The sequence below is a fragment of the Yoonia sp. F2084L genome (assembly GCF_023015625.1).
Taxonomy (GTDB): Bacteria; Pseudomonadota; Alphaproteobacteria; order Rhodobacterales; family Rhodobacteraceae; genus Yoonia.
In genome coordinates this window covers 566646-583727 of sequence record NZ_JALKAH010000003.1, presented here as the reverse complement: position 1 = coordinate 583727, position 17082 = coordinate 566646, and the positions used below count along the sequence as shown (strand labels likewise).

Genomic DNA, 17082 nt, shown 5'->3' with positions numbered 1-17082 from the left:
TATAGCGACAAAAGCACTACTGGTTTGTCTGGCAATGCGGACCTTTCCATTACACCGCTTATGAAGCAATCCAAGCCTGAAACAGAAGCCCGCTTGCCAGCGATCCTGATAGGGCGAGTGCGACGTAAAGAACAAAGACTGACCGTTTCGCCAGCGCCCAAACGGCAATGGCAGCTGGCAATGACGTCACGCCTCCAGCCACGAGAAACGCAAGCCCCGCGCCGGGTGCCATGCCTTGCTCCACCAGACCCGAAACAAGTGGCAGTGCCGCATAACCATTCAGGTAGGCAGGGACACCCACCAGTGTCGCCGTCAGAATTGATCCCAGACCTTCGCCCCCAACCGCGCTGGCAACGAAATCAGCTGGCAGGAAAGCGATCATCAGCGATTCAAGTACAAAAGCAAGCGTAAGCCATTTGGCAAGGAATACGGTTGTTGAAACCGCCGTGCGCCGGAATTTGGCGCGCCGCTCGGTATCTTGCCAGAACGCCCAGACAGGCGGCTTTGGGTCCCTGATGGAAGAGGCCCCGCATCCGCCGTTTCCCACACCTTCACGCAAAGGGTCCGCGAAAGCCCCCAAACGCATGAGGGCGAGTGTCACAAAGCCCCCAAAAACGCCGAGGCCTATGGCAGCCAGCGTTTTGGCCACCGCAAATTCCAAGCCAAGCACCCCCACCGTAAGCGCAAACATCGACGGGTCGATAACAGGCGACGCCAGCCAAAACGCCATAACCGCCGACAGCGGCACACCCATGGCAAGCAACGCCGCGATTAATGGGATCACTCCGCACGAACAGAAAGGCGACAGACCCCCGAAGGCGGCGGCCACGAAAATCATGATGATCGGTGCGCCCGTGAAAACGCGCGCGATCAAACCATCGGCACCTGTCGCACCTGCATAGGCCGCAAGGCCGATAGAGAGGAGTAGATAGGGTGCCGTTTCCAGCAGTGCCTTGGCGGTAAAGCCAAGGCTTTGCACAGCTTGCGTCGGGTCAATTACAGCCAACACAGCAAGAATGGCGGCGGTGAAAAGCCATACACGATGATCGGACCAAAGGTCGCGGACCAGCATGCCGTTGCGTCCGGTGGCTGCGTGAGTAGTTTCTGACATATCTATATATCCAGTTTTATAGTTTCTTTATGGTAAGAAAAAATGCACCCATTCGTCATGCGGCACCCTTCCGGACGATTGCGACGCCCTGGCAGCACTCGGCTGTTAGAAATGACAGGGCGGCATTCACCGTAGCAAAATCGGGGCGGTTCAGGGTTTCCCGCCCCCGACGCTCTTGTGTAACCAATCCTGCCGAGACAAGCGCGCGCAGATGATGTGCCAGCGTGGACAAAGGCATGCCAGTATGATCGGCAATATCGCCGATGATCAGCCCTTCATCGCCTGAGCGTACCAGAAGACGAAACACCTTAAGCCGGGCCTCATGTCCGAGGGCGGCAAGTGCGCGGGCTGTGAAGGTTAAGTCAGTCATAATTGTCATATAACTAGAAATATAGTTTTGTGCAAGCATTGTGAAATTCGGGCTGGCTCCAAACCCGAACGCCGCCGCATTCTAGTCCGTCCTGGGCGCTTACACCTCTGGCGTTGACCGATACCCACGAAAACAACAGGCAGCGTCAGGCTGGTGCAAATCAACGCCTTACTGATCAGCGAATAGACAGAAACCACCTAAGACGATTGCGATGAAAGCCTCGGTGCGGTGTTGGTGCGGGATGGACATCGAACAGATCAGTAGCATTGATCGCTGCACCCGGCCAACGCACTGTTCTGGCGGTTTCGATTGCGCATGGCGTTATCGCACGTCGCCCAGACTGTTCAGGATCGGACAATTCGGCCGGTCATCCCCCGCACAATCCCGCACAAGGTCCGAAAGCGTATCGCGCATGCTTTCCAGATCCGCGATCTTGGTCTCAATCTGGTTTAGATGCTCTTTCGCGATTTCGCGCACATCGGCACTGGCGCGTTCTGTGTCTTCCCACAAAGCCAGCAGGTTGCGGCAATCCTCAATGGTGAAGCCAAGTGCGCGGGCGCGACCGAGGAAGGTCAGTTTGTGCACATCGTGATCCTGAAACGCCCGATACCCGTTGGTATCGCGCAATGGCTTCACAAGGCCAATGTCTTCGTAATAGCGGATCGTCTTGGCCGGAAGCCCTGCGGCCTGCGCCGCTTCGCCGATATTCATGCCATTTCACCTTTCGTTGCTGGTGTGACCCATCTCAACCGCAAGGCGTTTGACAGAACAAAGACACTCGACAGCGCCATCGCCCCTGCCGCGATCATGGGTGACAGGAGCGGACCGCCAAAGACATACAAGACACCAGCCGCAACAGGGATAAGTGCCGTGTTATAAGCAAAGGCCCAAAACAGGTTTTGCCGGATGTTGCGCATCGTGCGCCTGCTGATGTCAAAGGCGTTCACCACCCCGGTGATATCGCCCGACATCAATACCACATCTGCGCTTTCAATGGCGATATCGGTGCCGGTGCCGATGGCAATGCCAACATCTGCGGTCGCCAATGCGGGCGCGTCGTTGATCCCGTCGCCGATAAAAACAACCTTGTCTCCTGTAGCTTGCAGTGTGTCCAATGCTGCAACCTTGCCATCAGGCAAGACCTCGGCCACGACCAGATCAATACCCAATTGCGCGGCGATTGCGTTGGCGGTTCCCGCATTGTCGCCCGTCATCATCGCAACCCGCAGTCCCATTTTGCGCAAGGCGTTCACCGCTTGGGGAGCCTCAGGCTTAATAGGATCAGAAACACCAATCAGACACGCAAGTTGGCCATCAATCGCGGCATAGATCGGGGTCTGGCCTTCGGTCGCGATCTTATCTGCCTGTTGGGTCAATACCTTGGTGTCAATCCCGCAGTCGCGCATAAACCGGTCTGCGCCGATGCGTATGTGACGCCCGTCCAGCATCGCAGACACGCCAAAGCCGGTTTCCGTGGTGAAGTCACGCGGGTCCTGCAAACCCAAGCCCCGGTTTTCTGCCGCCCGCACGATGGCCGCGGCGATGGGGTGCTCTGATAGTGCTTCAACACTGGCGACCATTTGTAGCACGCTGTCTGCTTCAAAATCATCCGTGACATGAAGCGCGGTCAGTTCGGGCCGTCCCGCCGTCAGCGTGCCCGTCTTGTCAAAGGCCACAACCCTTACGTTCTGCAACGCTTGCAGCGCGTCACCCTTGCGGAACAAGACGCCCATTTCAGCAGCGCGGCCAGTGCCGACCATGATGGAGGTTGGCGTTGCCAAGCCCATCGCGCAGGGACAAGCCACGATTAATACGGCGACGCCAGCAACCAAGGCGTAGCTGAGCGCGGGATCAGGACCAAGAACCAACCACATGATTACGGTCAGCGCAGCCACCAAGATCACCGCGGGAACGAACCAAAGGGTAATCTTATTCACAAGGTCCTGGATTGGTAGCTTCGCGCCTTGCGCGTCTTCCACCATGCGGATGATCTGCGCCAGCATTGTTGCATCACCGGTCTTGGTCACTTCGAAGCTTAGGCTCCCAGCCCCATTCACCGTCCCGCCAATCACCGCTGCACCCGGGGCTTTTTCAACTGGCACCGGCTCACCGCTGATCATGCTTTCATCCACGTATGAGCGGCCCTCGGCCACCACCCCATCAAGCGCAATCCGCTCACCCGGATGCACGCGGATAATGTCTCCGGTGGTGATTTGCACGATAGGTGTCATCGTCGCTATGCCATCTTTCACGACCGTTGCCGTTTGCGGCTGCAATCCGACCAGCTTGCGGATGGCCTGCCCTGTGCGGCCTTTCGCACGCGCCTCAAGATAGCGGCCCAAAAGGATCAGGGTCACAATCACCGCTGCGGCCTCAAAATACACAGCACGCGTCCCTTGCGGCAAAATACCCGGCAGGAATGTTGCGACCGTGGAAAAGACCCAAGCCGCACCCGTACCCATCGCCACCAGCGCATTCATATCCGGGGCCGCCTTAAAAAGTGCAGGTAGACCCTTTGCAAAGAACCCACGGCCCGGCCATGCCAGAACCAGCGTGACAAGCACAAATTGCAGGACCCAACTGGCCTGCATCCCGATGGTTTGATGAATAAGCGCGTGCACGCCCGGCACAAAGTGGCCGCCCATCTCAATGGCAAAAACCGGCGCAGTCAAGACCGCAGCAATGGTCAGGTCGCGTTTGAGTTCAAGTGCCTCGGCGTCCTTCCGATCTGAAACCGTCGCGTTACGGTCAGGGACCTGTGCGGGATATCCCGCGTCAGTTGCCGCAGCCGCGACGCCGTCAGGCGTGGTCATACCCACGATATAAGTGACTTTTGCCTTTTCACTTGCCAAGTTCACAGCGACTTCTTTCACTCCGGGCGCATCTGCCAAGGCGCGTTCAACCCGCCCGACGCAGGACGCACAACTCATATTGGCAATGTGCAACACGATCTGCTCTTCTTGGGCAGGATACCCCGCCTGCAAAAGAGCGCCGGTGATGTCAGACAATTCTGCAGGATCATCAAACCGTACCGCCGCAGTTTCATTCGCAAGATTGACCGCCACATCCTGCACCCCCGGCACGCCTTGCAGCGCCCGTTCCGCCCGTCCAACGCAGGATCCGCAGGACAGACCTGTCAGGTGCAGTTTGATATCATGCAATGCCATCGGAAGATTCCCAAGCGGTTCAACACTACTATGGGGCTTCCACTAACTGGAAGGTCAAGTGCTTAGTTGGGTCACTCGCCGTTGCGGGCCGCCGCTAGGTAGCCTTCCAAATCAGCCAGCGGCACAGCACCCGGCACAAGCGCATCACCAATCACAAAGGCCGGAGTACCCGTAAACCCTAGGCTTTGCGCCAACGCGCGGGAGGTTTCGATGTGGGCGTTCACCTCTTCGCTTTCCATATCGACCACGAGTTGATCCACATCGAGCCCGATGTCCCGCGCCGCAGCCAGAATGGACGCTTCCTGCGCACGACCGCGCATTTCCATCAACGCCCAATGCATTTCTTCGTATTTGCCTTGCGCACGAGCGGCCAGCGCAGCACGGGCCGCAAAAACGGACCCTTCACCCAGAATAGGCCACTCCCGGTAAACGACACGAACCTCATCATCCGCCGCCAAAAGCGCCTTCACATCAGCCGCCGCGCGTTTGCAGTACGGGCAGTTGTAGTCAAAGAACTCAACGATAACCGCATCACCTTCGGTATTCCCGATCACCGGCGCGTTAGGGTCGTTTTCAAGAAAATCACGCTGCTGCTGCAAAACCTGCGCCTGCGCGATCGCCCGTTCCTGATCGCGCCGCTCATTCAGGATCGCAACCGCTTCCATGATGATCTGCGGGTTCTCCAGAATAGCCTCAAGCGCCAGTTGCTTGATCTGATCTTCAGTCATGTCCTGCGCCGCAACCACAAACGGGAGCAAGGCCAAAGCAAGGGCAGCCATCATAATGCGCATCGGTATGTCCATCCCAAGAAGCATAATCGCGTTCGGCGGCATACAATCATCTTGCGAACAGATACACCATACACATCTGCGTAAGGTCCCATCGCAGCACATGCGGGTTAAGGACGCAGCCCGGTTAAAGCCAACTTGCCCATTGGTGCGCCTTTGGATTAGGTGGCGGGCATGGAACCACAACCCACCTCAGGCAAGATCAGGCGCTCAAGGTTAAGCTCCGGCTTTACCGGGGTCGCGATCTTTGTGACAGCCATCTGCGTGATCCCCTATCTTGGGGTACTCGCGGCGGCAGCATCGGGGTCATTCGACACGCTGGCCCATCTCGCCGAGACCGTACTGGTGCGCTATACGCTGACGACGATCGTACTTGTCGCCTTTGTGATGCTGGGCAGCACCATTATCGGCACCGGGGCTGCGTGGCTGGTGACCATGACCGATTTCCCCGGACGGCGCTGGATGGAGATCGCACTGGCCCTGCCGCTGGCCTTCCCGGCCTATGTGCTGGCCTATGGCTACACGCATATTCTGGATCATCCCGGCATTGTTCAGACATTGTTGCGGGACATAACGGGCTGGGGGCCGCGGGACTATTGGTTCCCCGAAATCCGATCACTGGGCGGGGCGGTGCTGATGTTGACGCTGGTGCTGTACCCCTATGTCTATTTGCTTGCGCGCGCCGCCTTTGCCGCCCAAGGCGCCAGCACGTTTTTGGCGGCAAGAGTCTTGGGCCGTTCGCCCTTCAAAGCCTTCTTGCATGTCTCGATGCCGATGGCGCGCCCGGCTATTGCATCCGGTGTCATGCTTGTCGCAATGGAAACGATCGCAGACTTCGGCACGGTCGCCTATTTTGGCGTACAGACCTTTGCCGTTGGGATTTACCAAAGCTGGTTCACAATGGCTGACCGCGCCGCCGCCGCACAACTGGCACTGGGTCTGCTGAGCTTTGCGCTACTTCTCGCCATGCTGGAACGCGCCAGCAGGGGTGGTGCCAAATATGCCAACGGACGGCGCAATGCGCCGATGCAGCGGCTGGTTCTCACGAGTGGGCAAAAGATCGGCGCGGCCCTCTTTTGCCTGACGCCGATTTTGCTGGGCGTCGTACTTCCTGTGGTGGCGCTTAGTGTGATGGCGCTTGGCTCTGAGCAAGACCTGCTCAGCCCGCGCTATCTGGGGTTCATCCGCAATTCGCTGATGCTGGCCAGTATTGCCGCAGGGATCACAGTGCTGGCCGCGCTGATCCTGGGCACATTGCACCGCGTGCGTGCCAATCGGCTGACCGGAACGTCGCTTTATCTGGCACGTATCGGCTATGCGGTTCCGGGGGGCGTGATCGCTGTTGGCCTGCTGGTACCCTTCGCGGCCTTTGATAACGCGTTGGATGCATGGATGCGTGCGACCTTCGATATCTCGACCGGATTGCTATTCACCGGGTCGATCTGGCTGCTGATCTCAGCCTATCTGATCCGTTTTCTTGCAGCGGCCATCGGCGCATACGAAGGCGGGATCGCCACCGTTGGCCCCAATATGGACGCCGCGGCGCGCACGCTGGGTCAGGATATGCCCGGGCTGGTGCGGCGGGTGCATATGCCCTTGCTACGGACCAGCCTTCTGACCGCCGGTTTGATCGTCTTCGTTGATGTGATGAAAGAATTACCAGCCACCTTGATCATGCGGCCTTTCAACTATGACACGCTGGCTGTGCAGGCTTACCGGCTGGCCTCCGACGAGCGGCTTGAAGGTGCTGCGGTGCCCAGTCTGGTGATCGTCGCGATTGGCTTGATCCCTGTGATCTTGCTGTGCCGCCGGATTGGGACCGGACGAGCCTAAGCCTATTTCCCTTTCCAGACAGGATCACGTTTTTCGGCAAAGGCGCGGGCACCTTCCAGCTGATCTTCTGATTTATAGAGTGTTGCAACAGTCGGGAACTGGCTCTTGGTGATCCGGTTCATCGCATCCTGAAACTTCATATCCTCTGCTTCACGCACAACCTCTTTCAGCGCAGCGTAAACCAGCGGCGGACCTGATGCTATCAGCGCCGCCATCTTACGTGCTTCATCCATCAACTGATCAGCGGGCATAACGCGATTGATCAGCCCCCAGCGTGCAGCTTCCTCTGCATCCAGCCAGCGTCCGGTCAGCAACATCTCCATCGCGATGTGATAAGGAATACGCTTTGGCAGTTTCACAGATGCCGCGTCCGCAACGGTCCCAGAGCGAATTTCCGGCAAGGCAAAGCTGGCATGTTCAGCAGCCAGCAGAATGTCACCAGACAACGCCAACTCCAGCCCGCCGCCACAGCAGATCCCATTGATCGCCATGATCACGGGCTTGTTCAGGCGTGGCAGCTCTTGCAAACCACCAAAGCCGCCCTGCCCGTAGTCTCCATCGACCGCGTCGCCATCGGCGGCGGCCTTGAGATCCCAACCGGGGCAAAAGAATTTCTCACCCGCACCGGTTACAATCGCGACCCGCAAGTCGGGATCATCACGGAAATCGGCAAAGACATCGCCCATGATACGACTGGTCGCCAGATCAATGGCGTTCGCTTTGGGGCGATCCAGCGTGACCTCAAGGATATGCCCGTCGCGCTTTGTTTTGATGGGGCCGTCAGTCATGGCGCTCTCCTGTTGTGATAAGGGCGTCGGCGGCAACGGCCCGGTCTGGTCCGCACATCAGCGGGTTGATTTCCACCTCAAAAGGTGTGGCTGCCATCACATAGGATTGCACAGCAAGCACCGCGTCAATGATAGCGTTTGTGTTTACCGGGGCACCACCACGATAACCATGCAGCAAAGGCGCGATCCGCAAACGGTCCAATGCCGCCGCAATGTCCTGTTCGGTCACCGGCAGGACTAGGTTGGCAGCATCAGACATCAGCTCTGTCAACGTGCCACCGGCGGCGAGCGTGAGGACGTAGCCATGCACCGGATCCAGCACGATACCAACCAGCAATTCCACCGTAGCATCGGCTATCATTTCCTCGACCAGAAAGCTGGTCGCTGGCATCGCCTTGCCTGCAGCGATGACCGCAGCCTCGTCTGGCAACCCGACCACAACAGCACCTGCTTCGGTCTTATGCGCGACCCGTTCCCCTTTCAGGACCACCGGAAAGCCGATTACATGAGCCGCCGTCTTGAGAGCATTGATGCCATCAGCGCGCGCCGCCTGAGGCAGCACGACACCGCGCGCGGCAAGCGCGTGTTTCGCCTCTGCCTCGGTCAGTACGCGACCAGACATCATCCGAGGTGGGATAAAAACCTGTTTGTCCATCGGTGCATCATGAATCTTGGCTGCAACCCCAATCGCCTCAACCGCCTCGGCCATACCGCACAATGGTAGAATGCCTTGCTCGACCAACCGACGCGCCACGTCCTCGGGCATGGTTTCAACCAAGGAACTGAGCACCGCAATCGGACGGCCCGTTTCATCCTGCGCCCTTGCTATCGCGTTTAGCACCAGATCCCATGCAGGGGACGTGCAACGATCCGGCCTTGGGAAATCAAGAATAACCACGCCCAGCGCCACCGCATCCGACATCATGGCGGCAAAAGTCGTCGCCATCGCATCTTCGTCACCCCAGATGAACGTGTGATAATCCAACGGGTTCGATAGGGTCACCAACGGGCCGAGTACCTTGCGCAGAACCACCGTTTGATCCTTTGCCAACGGTGGAAAAGTGATGGGGGTGCCATGCGCCATATCCGCCATCAGGCTGGCCTCGCCCCCCGAACAGGACATTGACGCAATGCACGGTGACGCCAAAGGTCCCACGACATGCAGCAGTTTCAGCGTTTCCAGAAACGCCGACAGCGACCCCACGCGCCCGATCCCCAAACGGGCAAACAATGCGTCCGCCCCTGCGTCACTGCCCGCCAATGACGCGGTATGTGTGATCGTGGCTTGCTGGGCCTGTTCGGACTGGCCGATCTTTAGAGCGACAATCGGTTTGCCCAGCCTTGCCGCTGTCTGCGCCAAATCGACCAAAGCGCTCAGGTCATCAATACCCTCAATATAAAGCCCCAAAGCGGTCACCTTGGGGTTCGCCAGCAGCGTCTTGCCAATCGCCGACAGACCCGTCTGCGCCTGATTACCGACGGTCACAACATAAGCCACTGGCAGGCCGCGCATCTGCATTGTCAGGTTGATCGCCACATTGGACGACTGGGCAATCAGCGCGATACCGCTATCAACGGCAAGCCCCCCATGCTGATCCGGCCAGAGTGCGACACCATCAACGTAGTTCAAGAAGCCATAACAATTGGGGCCGATAATCGGCATATCACCGGCGGCCTCCAGCAAGGCCGTTTGCAACTCATCGCCATCGGCGGCCTCATGCAGGGCCTCGCGAAATCCTGACGCAAAACAAATCGCGCCCCCCGCACCCATCTCAGATAAGGACCGCACGACATCGACGGTCGCATGCCGGTTCACCCCGATGAAAACGGCATCAGGCGCGCCAGGCATATCAGCGACGGTGCGAAAGGGGCGCAGCCCTGCTACGTCGTCCTTGGTGGGATGCACCACCCAGATATCGCCCGCAAAGCCGATCTTTTGGCATTGCCGGATTACCTCACTGCCCCAGGCGCCGCCACCAACAACGGCGATAGTCTTAGGATGGAAAAGCCGGTGCAGCGGGTCCATCAGGCCCCCAAGGGGCGCAGCAACTCGCGGCTGATGATGTGGCGTTGGATTTCAGATGTGCCGTCCCAGATACGCTCGACACGCGCATCGCGCCAGAACCGTTCAATCGGGAAGTCGCTCATCAACCCCATCCCACCATAGATTTGCAGCGTCGCGTCTGTGACACGCGCCAGCATCTCTGTCGCATAGACCTTGGCCGACGCGATCTCGCGGTTGGCGGGCAGCCCTTGGTCCAATCGCCAAGCGGCAGAGAGGGTCAGCATATCGGCGGCGTCAATTTCGGTGATCATATCGGCGATCTGAAAGCTGACGCCCTGGAACTTGCCAATCGGTTGGCCGAATTGTTCACGTTCCGCTGCATAGCTGAGCGCGTGGTCGAAGCAGCGGCGCGCGCGTCCGACTGACATGGTGGCCACCGTGATGCGGGTGGCATAGAGCCATTCATTCATCACCGCAAAACCGCCATCGACCTCGCCCAACACCTGTGCGTCCGGCAGCCTACAATTGTCGAAATCAAGGATGCAGTTCTTGTATCCGCGGTGACTGACCGAGGCATAGCCATCCCGCACCTCAAACCCCGGCGTGCCGCGATCGACAAGGAAAGTGGTGATCCGCTTTTTTGGGCCGCGCGGCGTTTCATCAACACCCGTCGCCACAAACACAATGAAGAAATCCGCATGATCCGCGCCTGAGATAAAGTGCTTGGACCCATTCAGAACCCAATCGCCACCATCGCGAACGGCAGAGCATTTCATGCCTCGCACGTCAGACCCCGCATCAGGTTCGGTCATCGCCAGCGCGTCCATACGTTCGCCCCTGACAGCGGGTAGCAGATACCGTTCGCGTTGATCACCATCGCAGGCCATGAGGATATTCTGCGGACGGCCAAAGAAATGGTTTAGCGCCATCGACCCGCGCCCCAACTCACGCTCGACCAATGCGAAATCCACGTGGTTCAGGCCCGCACCACCAACTTCTTCAGGAAAGTTGCAAGCATAAAACCCTAGTTCAATCGTTTTGCGCTTGATCTCATCTGCGATCTCGGCAGGGACTTCGCCGCTGCGTTCGACCAGATCCTCGTGCGGATAAATCTCATGTTCAACAAAGGACCGGACCGTATCCACGATCATCTGTTGTTCATCGGTCAGGCCAAACTGCATGGCGGGCTCCGCTTAGGTATTGCACAGAAAACCCTAAGAAGCGTTTTTGAGAATGTCATGCGAAATTCCACCAATGATCAGGAAAACTGAGGACCGCCAAAAGTTTGCCGTTTTCATGCGGAAGGTTTAGATGACTATGTAGTTCAATGAGAGGACCCCATGTTCGGCGATTGCACTGAAACCGTAAGTATCCTGCAAGCCATCGTTTTTGGTGCCGACGGCGCTTGCGTGATGCTGAGCACTGGGTCAATTCTTACTGCCTTTGCGGCCTTCATCGTCCTGGTTGTGATCGCGCAGTTTCTGGCGCGCAGGTTGTGGGCAAAACTGATGCAAAACAGCGTTTCCGTGGAAAACGATTTGATCGACCCTACCGGCGACCACCCATTCCATGACGACCCAAACTATCGCAACAGTGCCATTCGGTCGACCAAACGCTAACCTGCAGGGCGGTTGTTGCCGCCAATTGCACGGGTTAATCGGGTGGCAGCGTCCATGACGGGCGCAGCGAGGTCTTCAATCCGATCTTCGGTAATGCGTGACGTCGGGCCAGAGACCGATATCCCCGCCACAGCCTCGCCGAACACATTATACACAGGTGCCGCAATACAGCGCATCCCGATGTTGCGTTCTTCACCGTCGATCGCGTAGCCGCGCGCCTTGGTCGCATTCAGGTCCGTAATCATCGCCTCCGGGTCGGTCAGTGTGAAGGGCGTGTATTGCTCCAACTGACCTGCAGCCAAAACCTCGCGCTGCCGTTTGTCATCCATGCGCGACAACAGCGCCTTGCCGATGCCAGACGAGTGCATTGCCGACGCAGTACCGGGCGGAAAGAAAGCGCGGATCGTGGCGTGGGTTTCAACTTGGCCCAGAAATAAGACTTTACCATCACGCTCAATCCCAAGGTTCGCCGTCTCACCCGTCGCCTCCATCAGATCGCGCATGATGGGACGGGCGCGTTCAACCAAGGACGTGCGACGCAAGAAATGCGATCCTGTCAGGAATGCAGCAGGGCCAATGCTCCAGACTTGGCTTTGTTCGTCAAAGTCAGCGAAACCCCGGCCCTGAAAGGTCGTCAGTACGCGGTAGACCGTTGCGGGGGACTGATCCAAGGCACCCGCGATCTCGGACAGCGTGCCGCCTTGCATCTCGCCCATCTGCACAAGAACCTCTAATGCGCGATCAAGCGATTTGATAGTATTCTGCGCGCCTTTGTCATCCCACGCCTTGGGGCGACCACGGCCTCTTTTTACATCATCTTGCATGTCTTTTACCACTTTTGAAAATCTATTTCACTTTATGAAAAATATAACCCACTGACAACAAACAAACTTATTTCCTCGCCATGTTCTGAAAAATAATTTCAAAAAAATATACAGGCGCGGCCTGCTCTGGCAAAACACGCTCAACCCAATGGAGGATTGGACGATGAGCTTTCAGAACCCCGTATTTATTCCCGGCCCCACGAATATGCCCGAAGCTATTCGCAAGGCTTGTGACATGCCAACAATTGATCACCGGTCACCCTTGTTCGGTCAAATTCTGCACCCTGCCCGCGCAGGTGTTCAGGAAATCATCAAGTCTGAAACAGCCGAGATTTTCATCTTTCCATCCACCGGCACAGGCGGCTGGGAAACAGCGCTGACCAATACGTTGTCCGCCGGAGACACAGTTCTGGCTGCACGCAACGGCATGTTTAGCCATCGCTGGATTGATATGTGTCTGCGCCACGAATTGAATGTGAAGATCGTCGAGACACCTTGGGGCCATGGCCTGCCAGCGGATCGCTATGCCGAAATCTTGCAGGCCGACACAGATCATAAGATCAAAGTCGTTCTGGCCACGCACAATGAAACAGCCACAGGCGTGAAGTCCGACATCGCCGCCGTGCGCCAAGCGCTCGATGCGGCGAACCACCCTGCGCTGCTGTTTGTTGATGGTGTGAGTTCAATAGGCTCAATGGATTTCCGCTTTGATGAATGGGGCGTTGATATTGCAGTCACTGGTTCACAGAAAGGCTTTATGCTGCCTGCTGGCCTCGCCATTGTCGGGTTTAGTCAAAAGGCGCTGGATGCCAGCAAGACAGCACAGCTGCCGCGCACGTTCTTTGACATTGCAGATATGACAAAGGGCTACGCTGCCAACGCTTATCCTTACACACCCGCGGTTGGTCTGATGAACGGCCTGCTGCTGGCAACCGAGACGCTTCTCAAAGAAGGCTTGGACAACGTTTTCGCCCGCCACACCCGCATTGCATCAGGTGTGCGTGCCGCCGTCGACGCTTGGGGGCTTGAGCTTTGCGCCGCGACACCAGACGTCTATTCTGATACAGTAAGCGCCATCAAGACGCCCGACGGCTTCAACGCCACTGACATCGTAACCCATGCCGCCGAAAAGTATGGTGTGGCTTTTGGGGTTGGACTTGGTGAAGTCGCAGGTAAGGTGTTCCGTATCGGCCACTTGGGCAGCATGACCGACGTCATGGCCCTGTCCGGGATCGCCACGGCAGAGATGTGCATGGTGGACCTTGGCCTTGATATCAAACTGGGTTCTGGCGTTGCGGCAGCACAAGAGTATTATCGCGGCACGACCGGCATGGCCCTTAAGGATGCAGCGTAATGAAAGACCACAACGACATGTATATCCCAACCTATCAAGACGTGTTGGACGCGCATGATCGCATCAAGCCATACATCCATCGGACCCCGGTTCTGACATCGGAGTATATGAACAACCTCACCGGGGCAGAGCTGTTCTTTAAGTGTGAGAACTTTCAGAAAGCCGGTGCATTCAAAGTTCGGGGTGCATCCAATGCGGTCTTTGGCCTATCTGATGAGGCCGCAAAGAAGGGTGTCTGCACGCATTCATCCGGCAACCACGCACTATCGCTGTCTTACGCAGCAGGCCGCCGGGGCATCCCGTGCAATGTCGTGATGCCGCGCACCGCGCCGCAAGCGAAGAAAGATGCGGTGAAGGGCTATGGCGGGATCATTACAGAATGCGAGCCCTCAACCACGTCCCGAGAAGCAGTCTTTGCTGGTGTGCAGGCTGAAACAGGGGGGGACTTTGTACACCCTTATAATGACCCACGGGTTGTCGCGGGTCAGGGCACTTGCAGCAAAGAACTGATGGAGCAGATGCAGGACGAGCATGGCGGTGGCCTTGATATGGTTGTTGCACCGATCGGCGGCGGCGGCATGATCTCGGGCACCTGCTTGACGTTGTCCAACATCGCCCCCGACGTGCAGATCATAGCAGCCGAGCCCGAGCAGGCCGATGATGCCTACCGCAGCTTCAAAGCAGGCCACATCATCGCCGATGATGCACCGGTGACGGTTGCTGATGGGCTTAAGGTTCCACTCAAGGACCTGACTTGGCACTTTGTCAGCAACCATGTGTCCGAGATTTTCACAGCTTCCGAGCAGGAAATCATCGACGCGATGAAACTGACCTGGCAGCGCATGAAGATCGTGATGGAACCCAGCTGTGCTGTGCCACTGGCCGTGATCATCAAGAACAAAGACTTTTTCAAAGGCAAACGCGTCGGTGTTGTTGTCACCGGCGGAAACGTAGACCTCGATAAACTGCCCTGGATGCAGGGCTAAGGGAGAAGAACCATGAACGATATGAGCAACCTCAAAAACCTCGAAGTCGGCTACGACGTCCCTGCCCTGCCGGGTATGGATGAAGCGGATATCCAGACACCCTGCCTCGTGCTGGATCTGGACGCGTTGGAGCGCAACATCAAAAAGATGGGTGACTTTGCAAAATCCCACGGCATGCGTCACCGCGTGCATGGCAAGATGCATAAATCCGTTGATGTGGCCCTGCTACAGGAAAAGCTGGGCGGGTCTGTCGGTGTCTGCTGCCAGAAGGTATCCGAGGCAGAGGTCTTTGCCCGTGGTGGCATCAAGGATGTGCTGGTGTCAAACCAAGTGCGTCAGCCTGAAAAGATCGACCGCTTGGCACGTCTGCCAAAGCTGGGCGCGCGTGCGATCTGCTGCGTCGATGACATCGACAACGTCGCTGACCTGTCCGCCGCCGCGATGAAGCATGGCACACAGATTGAGTGCTTGGTTGAGATCGACGTAGGCGCAGGCCGCTGTGGTGTGCAGTACGGCCAGCCCGTCGTTGATCTGGCGAAAGCGATCGACGCGGCAGACGGCCTGAAGTACGCGGGCATCCAAGCCTATCAGGGTGCGATGCAGCACATGGACAGCTACGAAGATCGTAAAGGCAAAACGGAGATCGCGATTCAACAGGTCGCGGAGACGTTGGAGATGCTGAAAGCTGAAGGCCTTGAAAGCGATATCGTCGGCGGCGGCGGCACAGGGTCTTACTATTTTGAAAGCGCATCGGGCGTCTTCAACGAACTGCAGTGCGGGTCTTATGCATTCATGGACGCCGACTATGGCCGTATCCTTGATAAGGACGGCAAGCGCATCGACCAAGGTGAGTGGGAAAACGCATTGTTCCTTCTGACATCTGTCATGAGCCACGCCAAAGCTGACAAAGCCATCGTGGACGCTGGCCTGAAGGCCCAGTCCGTCGATAGTGGCCTGCCAACGGTCTATGGCCGTACGGATGTGGAATACGTGAAATGTTCGGACGAGCACGGCGTTGTCGCCGACCCCGACGGTGTGTTGAAGGTGAACGATAAGCTGAAGCTGGTGCCCGGTCACTGTGACCCGACCTGCAATGTGCACGATTGGTACGTCGGTGTGCGCAATGGCAAAGTCGAAACGCTGTGGCCTGTGTCCGCACGCGGTAAAGCCTACTAAACGCTCTTCCCTCCCTAACGGTCGCTCATCGCGAAGAGAACCCGCAAGGGTCTCGATGAGCGGCCGACAAAGAAAGAATACCCATGATTATCGTTCCCGAAAAAGAGATGGCCGGTCTGCTGAACCGCGCCGATGCTTTCACCGCCGTGGAGAACGTGTTTGCGTCTATGTCCAAAGGCGACGCCTATAATTTCCCTGTGATCCGCGAAGCCATCGGCCATGAAGATGCGCTTTACGGCTTCAAAGGAGGGTTCGACAAAGCTGGGATGGCGCTCGGCCTCAAGGCGGGTGGGTATTGGCCCAACAACCTAGAAAAGAACGGGCATATCAATCACCAGTCCACAGTCTTCTTATTCGATCCTGACACAGGCATGGTCAAGGCGATGGTCGGTGGCAACCTGCTGACAGCGCTGCGAACGGCTGCGGCTTCATCGGTTTCCATCAAGCATCTGGCACGCAAAGACGCACGCGTCATGGGTATGGTTGGTGCAGGACATCAGGCAACGTTCCAATTGCGCGCAGCCCTTGAGCAGCGTGACTTCGAGAAGGTCATCGGCTGGAACTACCACCCAGAAATGCTGCCCAACATTGAGAAAGTCGCAAACGAGGCAGGCGTCCCGTTTGAGGCGGTTGAATTGGAAGGCATGGTCGAGGCGGATGTCGTCATCTCTATCACCTCAACCTTTGCGCCCACAATCATGGCCGGACACGTCGCGCCAGGCACCCATATCGCCTGCATGGGCACCGACACCAAAGGCAAGCAAGAGATCGAAGCAGCACTGCTTGCCCAGACAACTGTTTTCACCGATGAGGTCGCGCAATCCATCAGCATTGGCGAGGCACAGCACGCTATCGCAGAAGGCCTGATTAAAGAGAGCGACGTCAACGAACTCGGTGCTGTGATCAACGGCACCCATCCCGGGCGAACCTCTGATGATGAAATCACGCTCTTTGATGGGACTGGCGTCGGCTTGCAAGATCTCGCGGTCGCATCAGCAATCGTTGATCTTGCGGTTGAAAAAGGGATCGCGACAATCGTGGATTTCTAGGCCACAAGCCCA

15 protein-coding genes are annotated in these 17082 nt (G+C 57.4%); 6 read left to right on the top strand and 9 right to left on the bottom strand.

Translation table 11 applies throughout. The features are described 5' to 3' along the window. Positions 1-58: 58 nt before the first annotated feature. The 5 genes from MWU60_RS11580 to MWU60_RS11560 form a co-directional block, all read right to left on the bottom strand. Positions 59-1111: a permease gene (locus MWU60_RS11580; RefSeq protein ID WP_247227463.1), complete on the bottom strand. Its 1053-nt coding sequence runs from the start codon at positions 1109-1111 to the stop codon at positions 59-61. A 55-nt stretch (positions 1112-1166) separates the two neighbouring features. After that, complete coding sequence (locus tag MWU60_RS11575) at positions 1167-1481, bottom strand: metalloregulator ArsR/SmtB family transcription factor (protein ID WP_247227462.1); 315 nt, start codon at positions 1479-1481, stop codon at positions 1167-1169. Between the two features lie 321 nt (positions 1482-1802). Further along, positions 1803-2192, bottom strand: a complete 390-nt coding sequence (gene cueR, locus MWU60_RS11570) for a Cu(I)-responsive transcriptional regulator (RefSeq protein WP_247227460.1) — start codon at positions 2190-2192, stop codon at positions 1803-1805. Further along, complete coding sequence (locus MWU60_RS11565; RefSeq protein ID WP_247227459.1) at positions 2189-4648, bottom strand: heavy metal translocating P-type ATPase; 2460 nt, start codon at positions 4646-4648, stop codon at positions 2189-2191. The genes cueR and MWU60_RS11565 overlap by 4 nt, the downstream gene beginning before the upstream one ends. 71 nt (positions 4649-4719) lie before the next feature. Beyond that, positions 4720-5439 (bottom strand): DsbA family protein, encoded by a 720-nt coding sequence (locus MWU60_RS11560; protein WP_247227458.1) that lies wholly within the window; start codon positions 5437-5439, stop codon positions 4720-4722. A gap of 171 nt (positions 5440-5610) precedes the next feature. Here MWU60_RS11560 and MWU60_RS11555 point away from each other — a divergent pair, with 171 nt between their 5' ends. Continuing rightward, complete coding sequence (locus tag MWU60_RS11555) at positions 5611-7269, top strand: iron ABC transporter permease (RefSeq protein ID WP_247227457.1); 1659 nt, start codon at positions 5611-5613, stop codon at positions 7267-7269. A gap of 2 nt (positions 7270-7271) precedes the next feature. On the opposite strand, the gene MWU60_RS11550 is transcribed toward MWU60_RS11555, so the two are convergent. From MWU60_RS11550 to MWU60_RS11540, 3 genes are read right to left on the bottom strand one after another with little or no spacing between them, the layout of a single operon-like run. Then, positions 7272-8057 (bottom strand): carnitinyl-CoA dehydratase, encoded by a 786-nt coding sequence (locus tag MWU60_RS11550; protein ID WP_247227455.1) that lies wholly within the window; start codon positions 8055-8057, stop codon positions 7272-7274. Beyond that, the gene (locus MWU60_RS11545) at positions 8050-10083 is read right to left on the bottom strand and encodes an acetate--CoA ligase family protein (RefSeq protein ID WP_247227454.1); all 2034 of its coding nucleotides are present in this window, start codon (positions 10081-10083) and stop codon (positions 8050-8052) included. Before MWU60_RS11545 ends, MWU60_RS11550 begins: the two co-directional genes overlap by 8 nt. Beyond that, positions 10083-11243, bottom strand: a complete 1161-nt coding sequence (locus MWU60_RS11540; protein WP_247227453.1) for an acyl-CoA dehydrogenase family protein — start codon at positions 11241-11243, stop codon at positions 10083-10085. The genes MWU60_RS11545 and MWU60_RS11540 overlap by 1 nt, the downstream gene beginning before the upstream one ends. A 159-nt stretch (positions 11244-11402) precedes the next feature. Here MWU60_RS11540 and MWU60_RS11535 point away from each other — a divergent pair, with 159 nt between their 5' ends. Beyond that, a complete protein-coding gene (locus tag MWU60_RS11535) occupies positions 11403-11681 on the top strand; it encodes a hypothetical protein (protein WP_247227451.1) in 279 nt (92 codons plus the stop codon). On the opposite strand, the gene bhcR is transcribed toward MWU60_RS11535, so the two are convergent. Then, positions 11678-12505, bottom strand: coding sequence for an HTH-type transcriptional regulator BhcR (bhcR, locus tag MWU60_RS11530; RefSeq protein WP_247227450.1), 828 nt, complete (start codon positions 12503-12505; stop codon positions 11678-11680). The two genes, MWU60_RS11535 and bhcR, sit on opposite strands and share 4 nt — an antisense overlap. A gap of 163 nt (positions 12506-12668) precedes the next feature. Between bhcR and bhcA the strand changes: the two genes are divergently transcribed. From bhcA to bhcD, 4 genes are all read left to right on the top strand, one after another. After that, on the top strand, positions 12669-13859 hold the full coding sequence (gene bhcA / locus MWU60_RS11525; protein ID WP_247227449.1) for an L-aspartate--glyoxylate aminotransferase BhcA: 1191 nt from the start codon (positions 12669-12671) through the stop codon (positions 13857-13859). Then, the gene (bhcB, locus tag MWU60_RS11520) at positions 13859-14845 is read left to right on the top strand and encodes a beta-hydroxyaspartate dehydratase BhcB (protein ID WP_247227448.1); all 987 of its coding nucleotides are present in this window, start codon (positions 13859-13861) and stop codon (positions 14843-14845) included. The genes bhcA and bhcB overlap by 1 nt, the downstream gene beginning before the upstream one ends. A 12-nt stretch (positions 14846-14857) precedes the next feature. Then, a complete protein-coding gene (gene bhcC, locus MWU60_RS11515) occupies positions 14858-16021 on the top strand; it encodes a 3-hydroxy-D-aspartate aldolase BhcC (protein WP_247227447.1) in 1164 nt (387 codons plus the stop codon). A gap of 83 nt (positions 16022-16104) precedes the next feature. Beyond that, positions 16105-17070 (top strand): iminosuccinate reductase BhcD, encoded by a 966-nt coding sequence (gene bhcD, locus MWU60_RS11510; protein WP_247227446.1) that lies wholly within the window; start codon positions 16105-16107, stop codon positions 17068-17070. Positions 17071-17082: the final 12 nt, after the last annotated feature.

What these genes read in the sequence shown, in the direction of transcription:
- MWU60_RS11580 (WP_247227463.1), bottom strand. Translation starts at nt 1,111, where the DNA reads ATGTCAGAAACTACTCACGCAGCCACCGGACGCAACGGCATGCTGGTC.
- MWU60_RS11575 (WP_247227462.1), bottom strand. Translation starts at nt 1,481, where the DNA reads ATGACTGACTTAACCTTCACAGCCCGCGCACTTGCCGCCCTCGGACAT.
- cueR (WP_247227460.1), bottom strand. Translation starts at nt 2,192, where the DNA reads ATGAATATCGGCGAAGCGGCGCAGGCCGCAGGGCTTCCGGCCAAGACG.
- MWU60_RS11565 (WP_247227459.1), bottom strand. Translation starts at nt 4,648, where the DNA reads ATGGCATTGCATGATATCAAACTGCACCTGACAGGTCTGTCCTGCGGA.
- MWU60_RS11560 (WP_247227458.1), bottom strand. Translation starts at nt 5,439, where the DNA reads ATGCGCATTATGATGGCTGCCCTTGCTTTGGCCTTGCTCCCGTTTGTG.
- MWU60_RS11555 (WP_247227457.1), top strand. Translation starts at nt 5,611, where the DNA reads ATGGAACCACAACCCACCTCAGGCAAGATCAGGCGCTCAAGGTTAAGC.
- MWU60_RS11550 (WP_247227455.1), bottom strand. Translation starts at nt 8,057, where the DNA reads ATGACTGACGGCCCCATCAAAACAAAGCGCGACGGGCATATCCTTGAG.
- MWU60_RS11545 (WP_247227454.1), bottom strand. Translation starts at nt 10,083, where the DNA reads ATGGACCCGCTGCACCGGCTTTTCCATCCTAAGACTATCGCCGTTGTT.
- MWU60_RS11540 (WP_247227453.1), bottom strand. Translation starts at nt 11,243, where the DNA reads ATGCAGTTTGGCCTGACCGATGAACAACAGATGATCGTGGATACGGTC.
- MWU60_RS11535 (WP_247227451.1), top strand. Translation starts at nt 11,403, where the DNA reads ATGTTCGGCGATTGCACTGAAACCGTAAGTATCCTGCAAGCCATCGTT.
- bhcR (WP_247227450.1), bottom strand. Translation starts at nt 12,505, where the DNA reads ATGCAAGATGATGTAAAAAGAGGCCGTGGTCGCCCCAAGGCGTGGGAT.
- bhcA (WP_247227449.1), top strand. Translation starts at nt 12,669, where the DNA reads ATGAGCTTTCAGAACCCCGTATTTATTCCCGGCCCCACGAATATGCCC.
- bhcB (WP_247227448.1), top strand. Translation starts at nt 13,859, where the DNA reads ATGAAAGACCACAACGACATGTATATCCCAACCTATCAAGACGTGTTG.
- bhcC (WP_247227447.1), top strand. Translation starts at nt 14,858, where the DNA reads ATGAACGATATGAGCAACCTCAAAAACCTCGAAGTCGGCTACGACGTC.
- bhcD (WP_247227446.1), top strand. Translation starts at nt 16,105, where the DNA reads ATGATTATCGTTCCCGAAAAAGAGATGGCCGGTCTGCTGAACCGCGCC.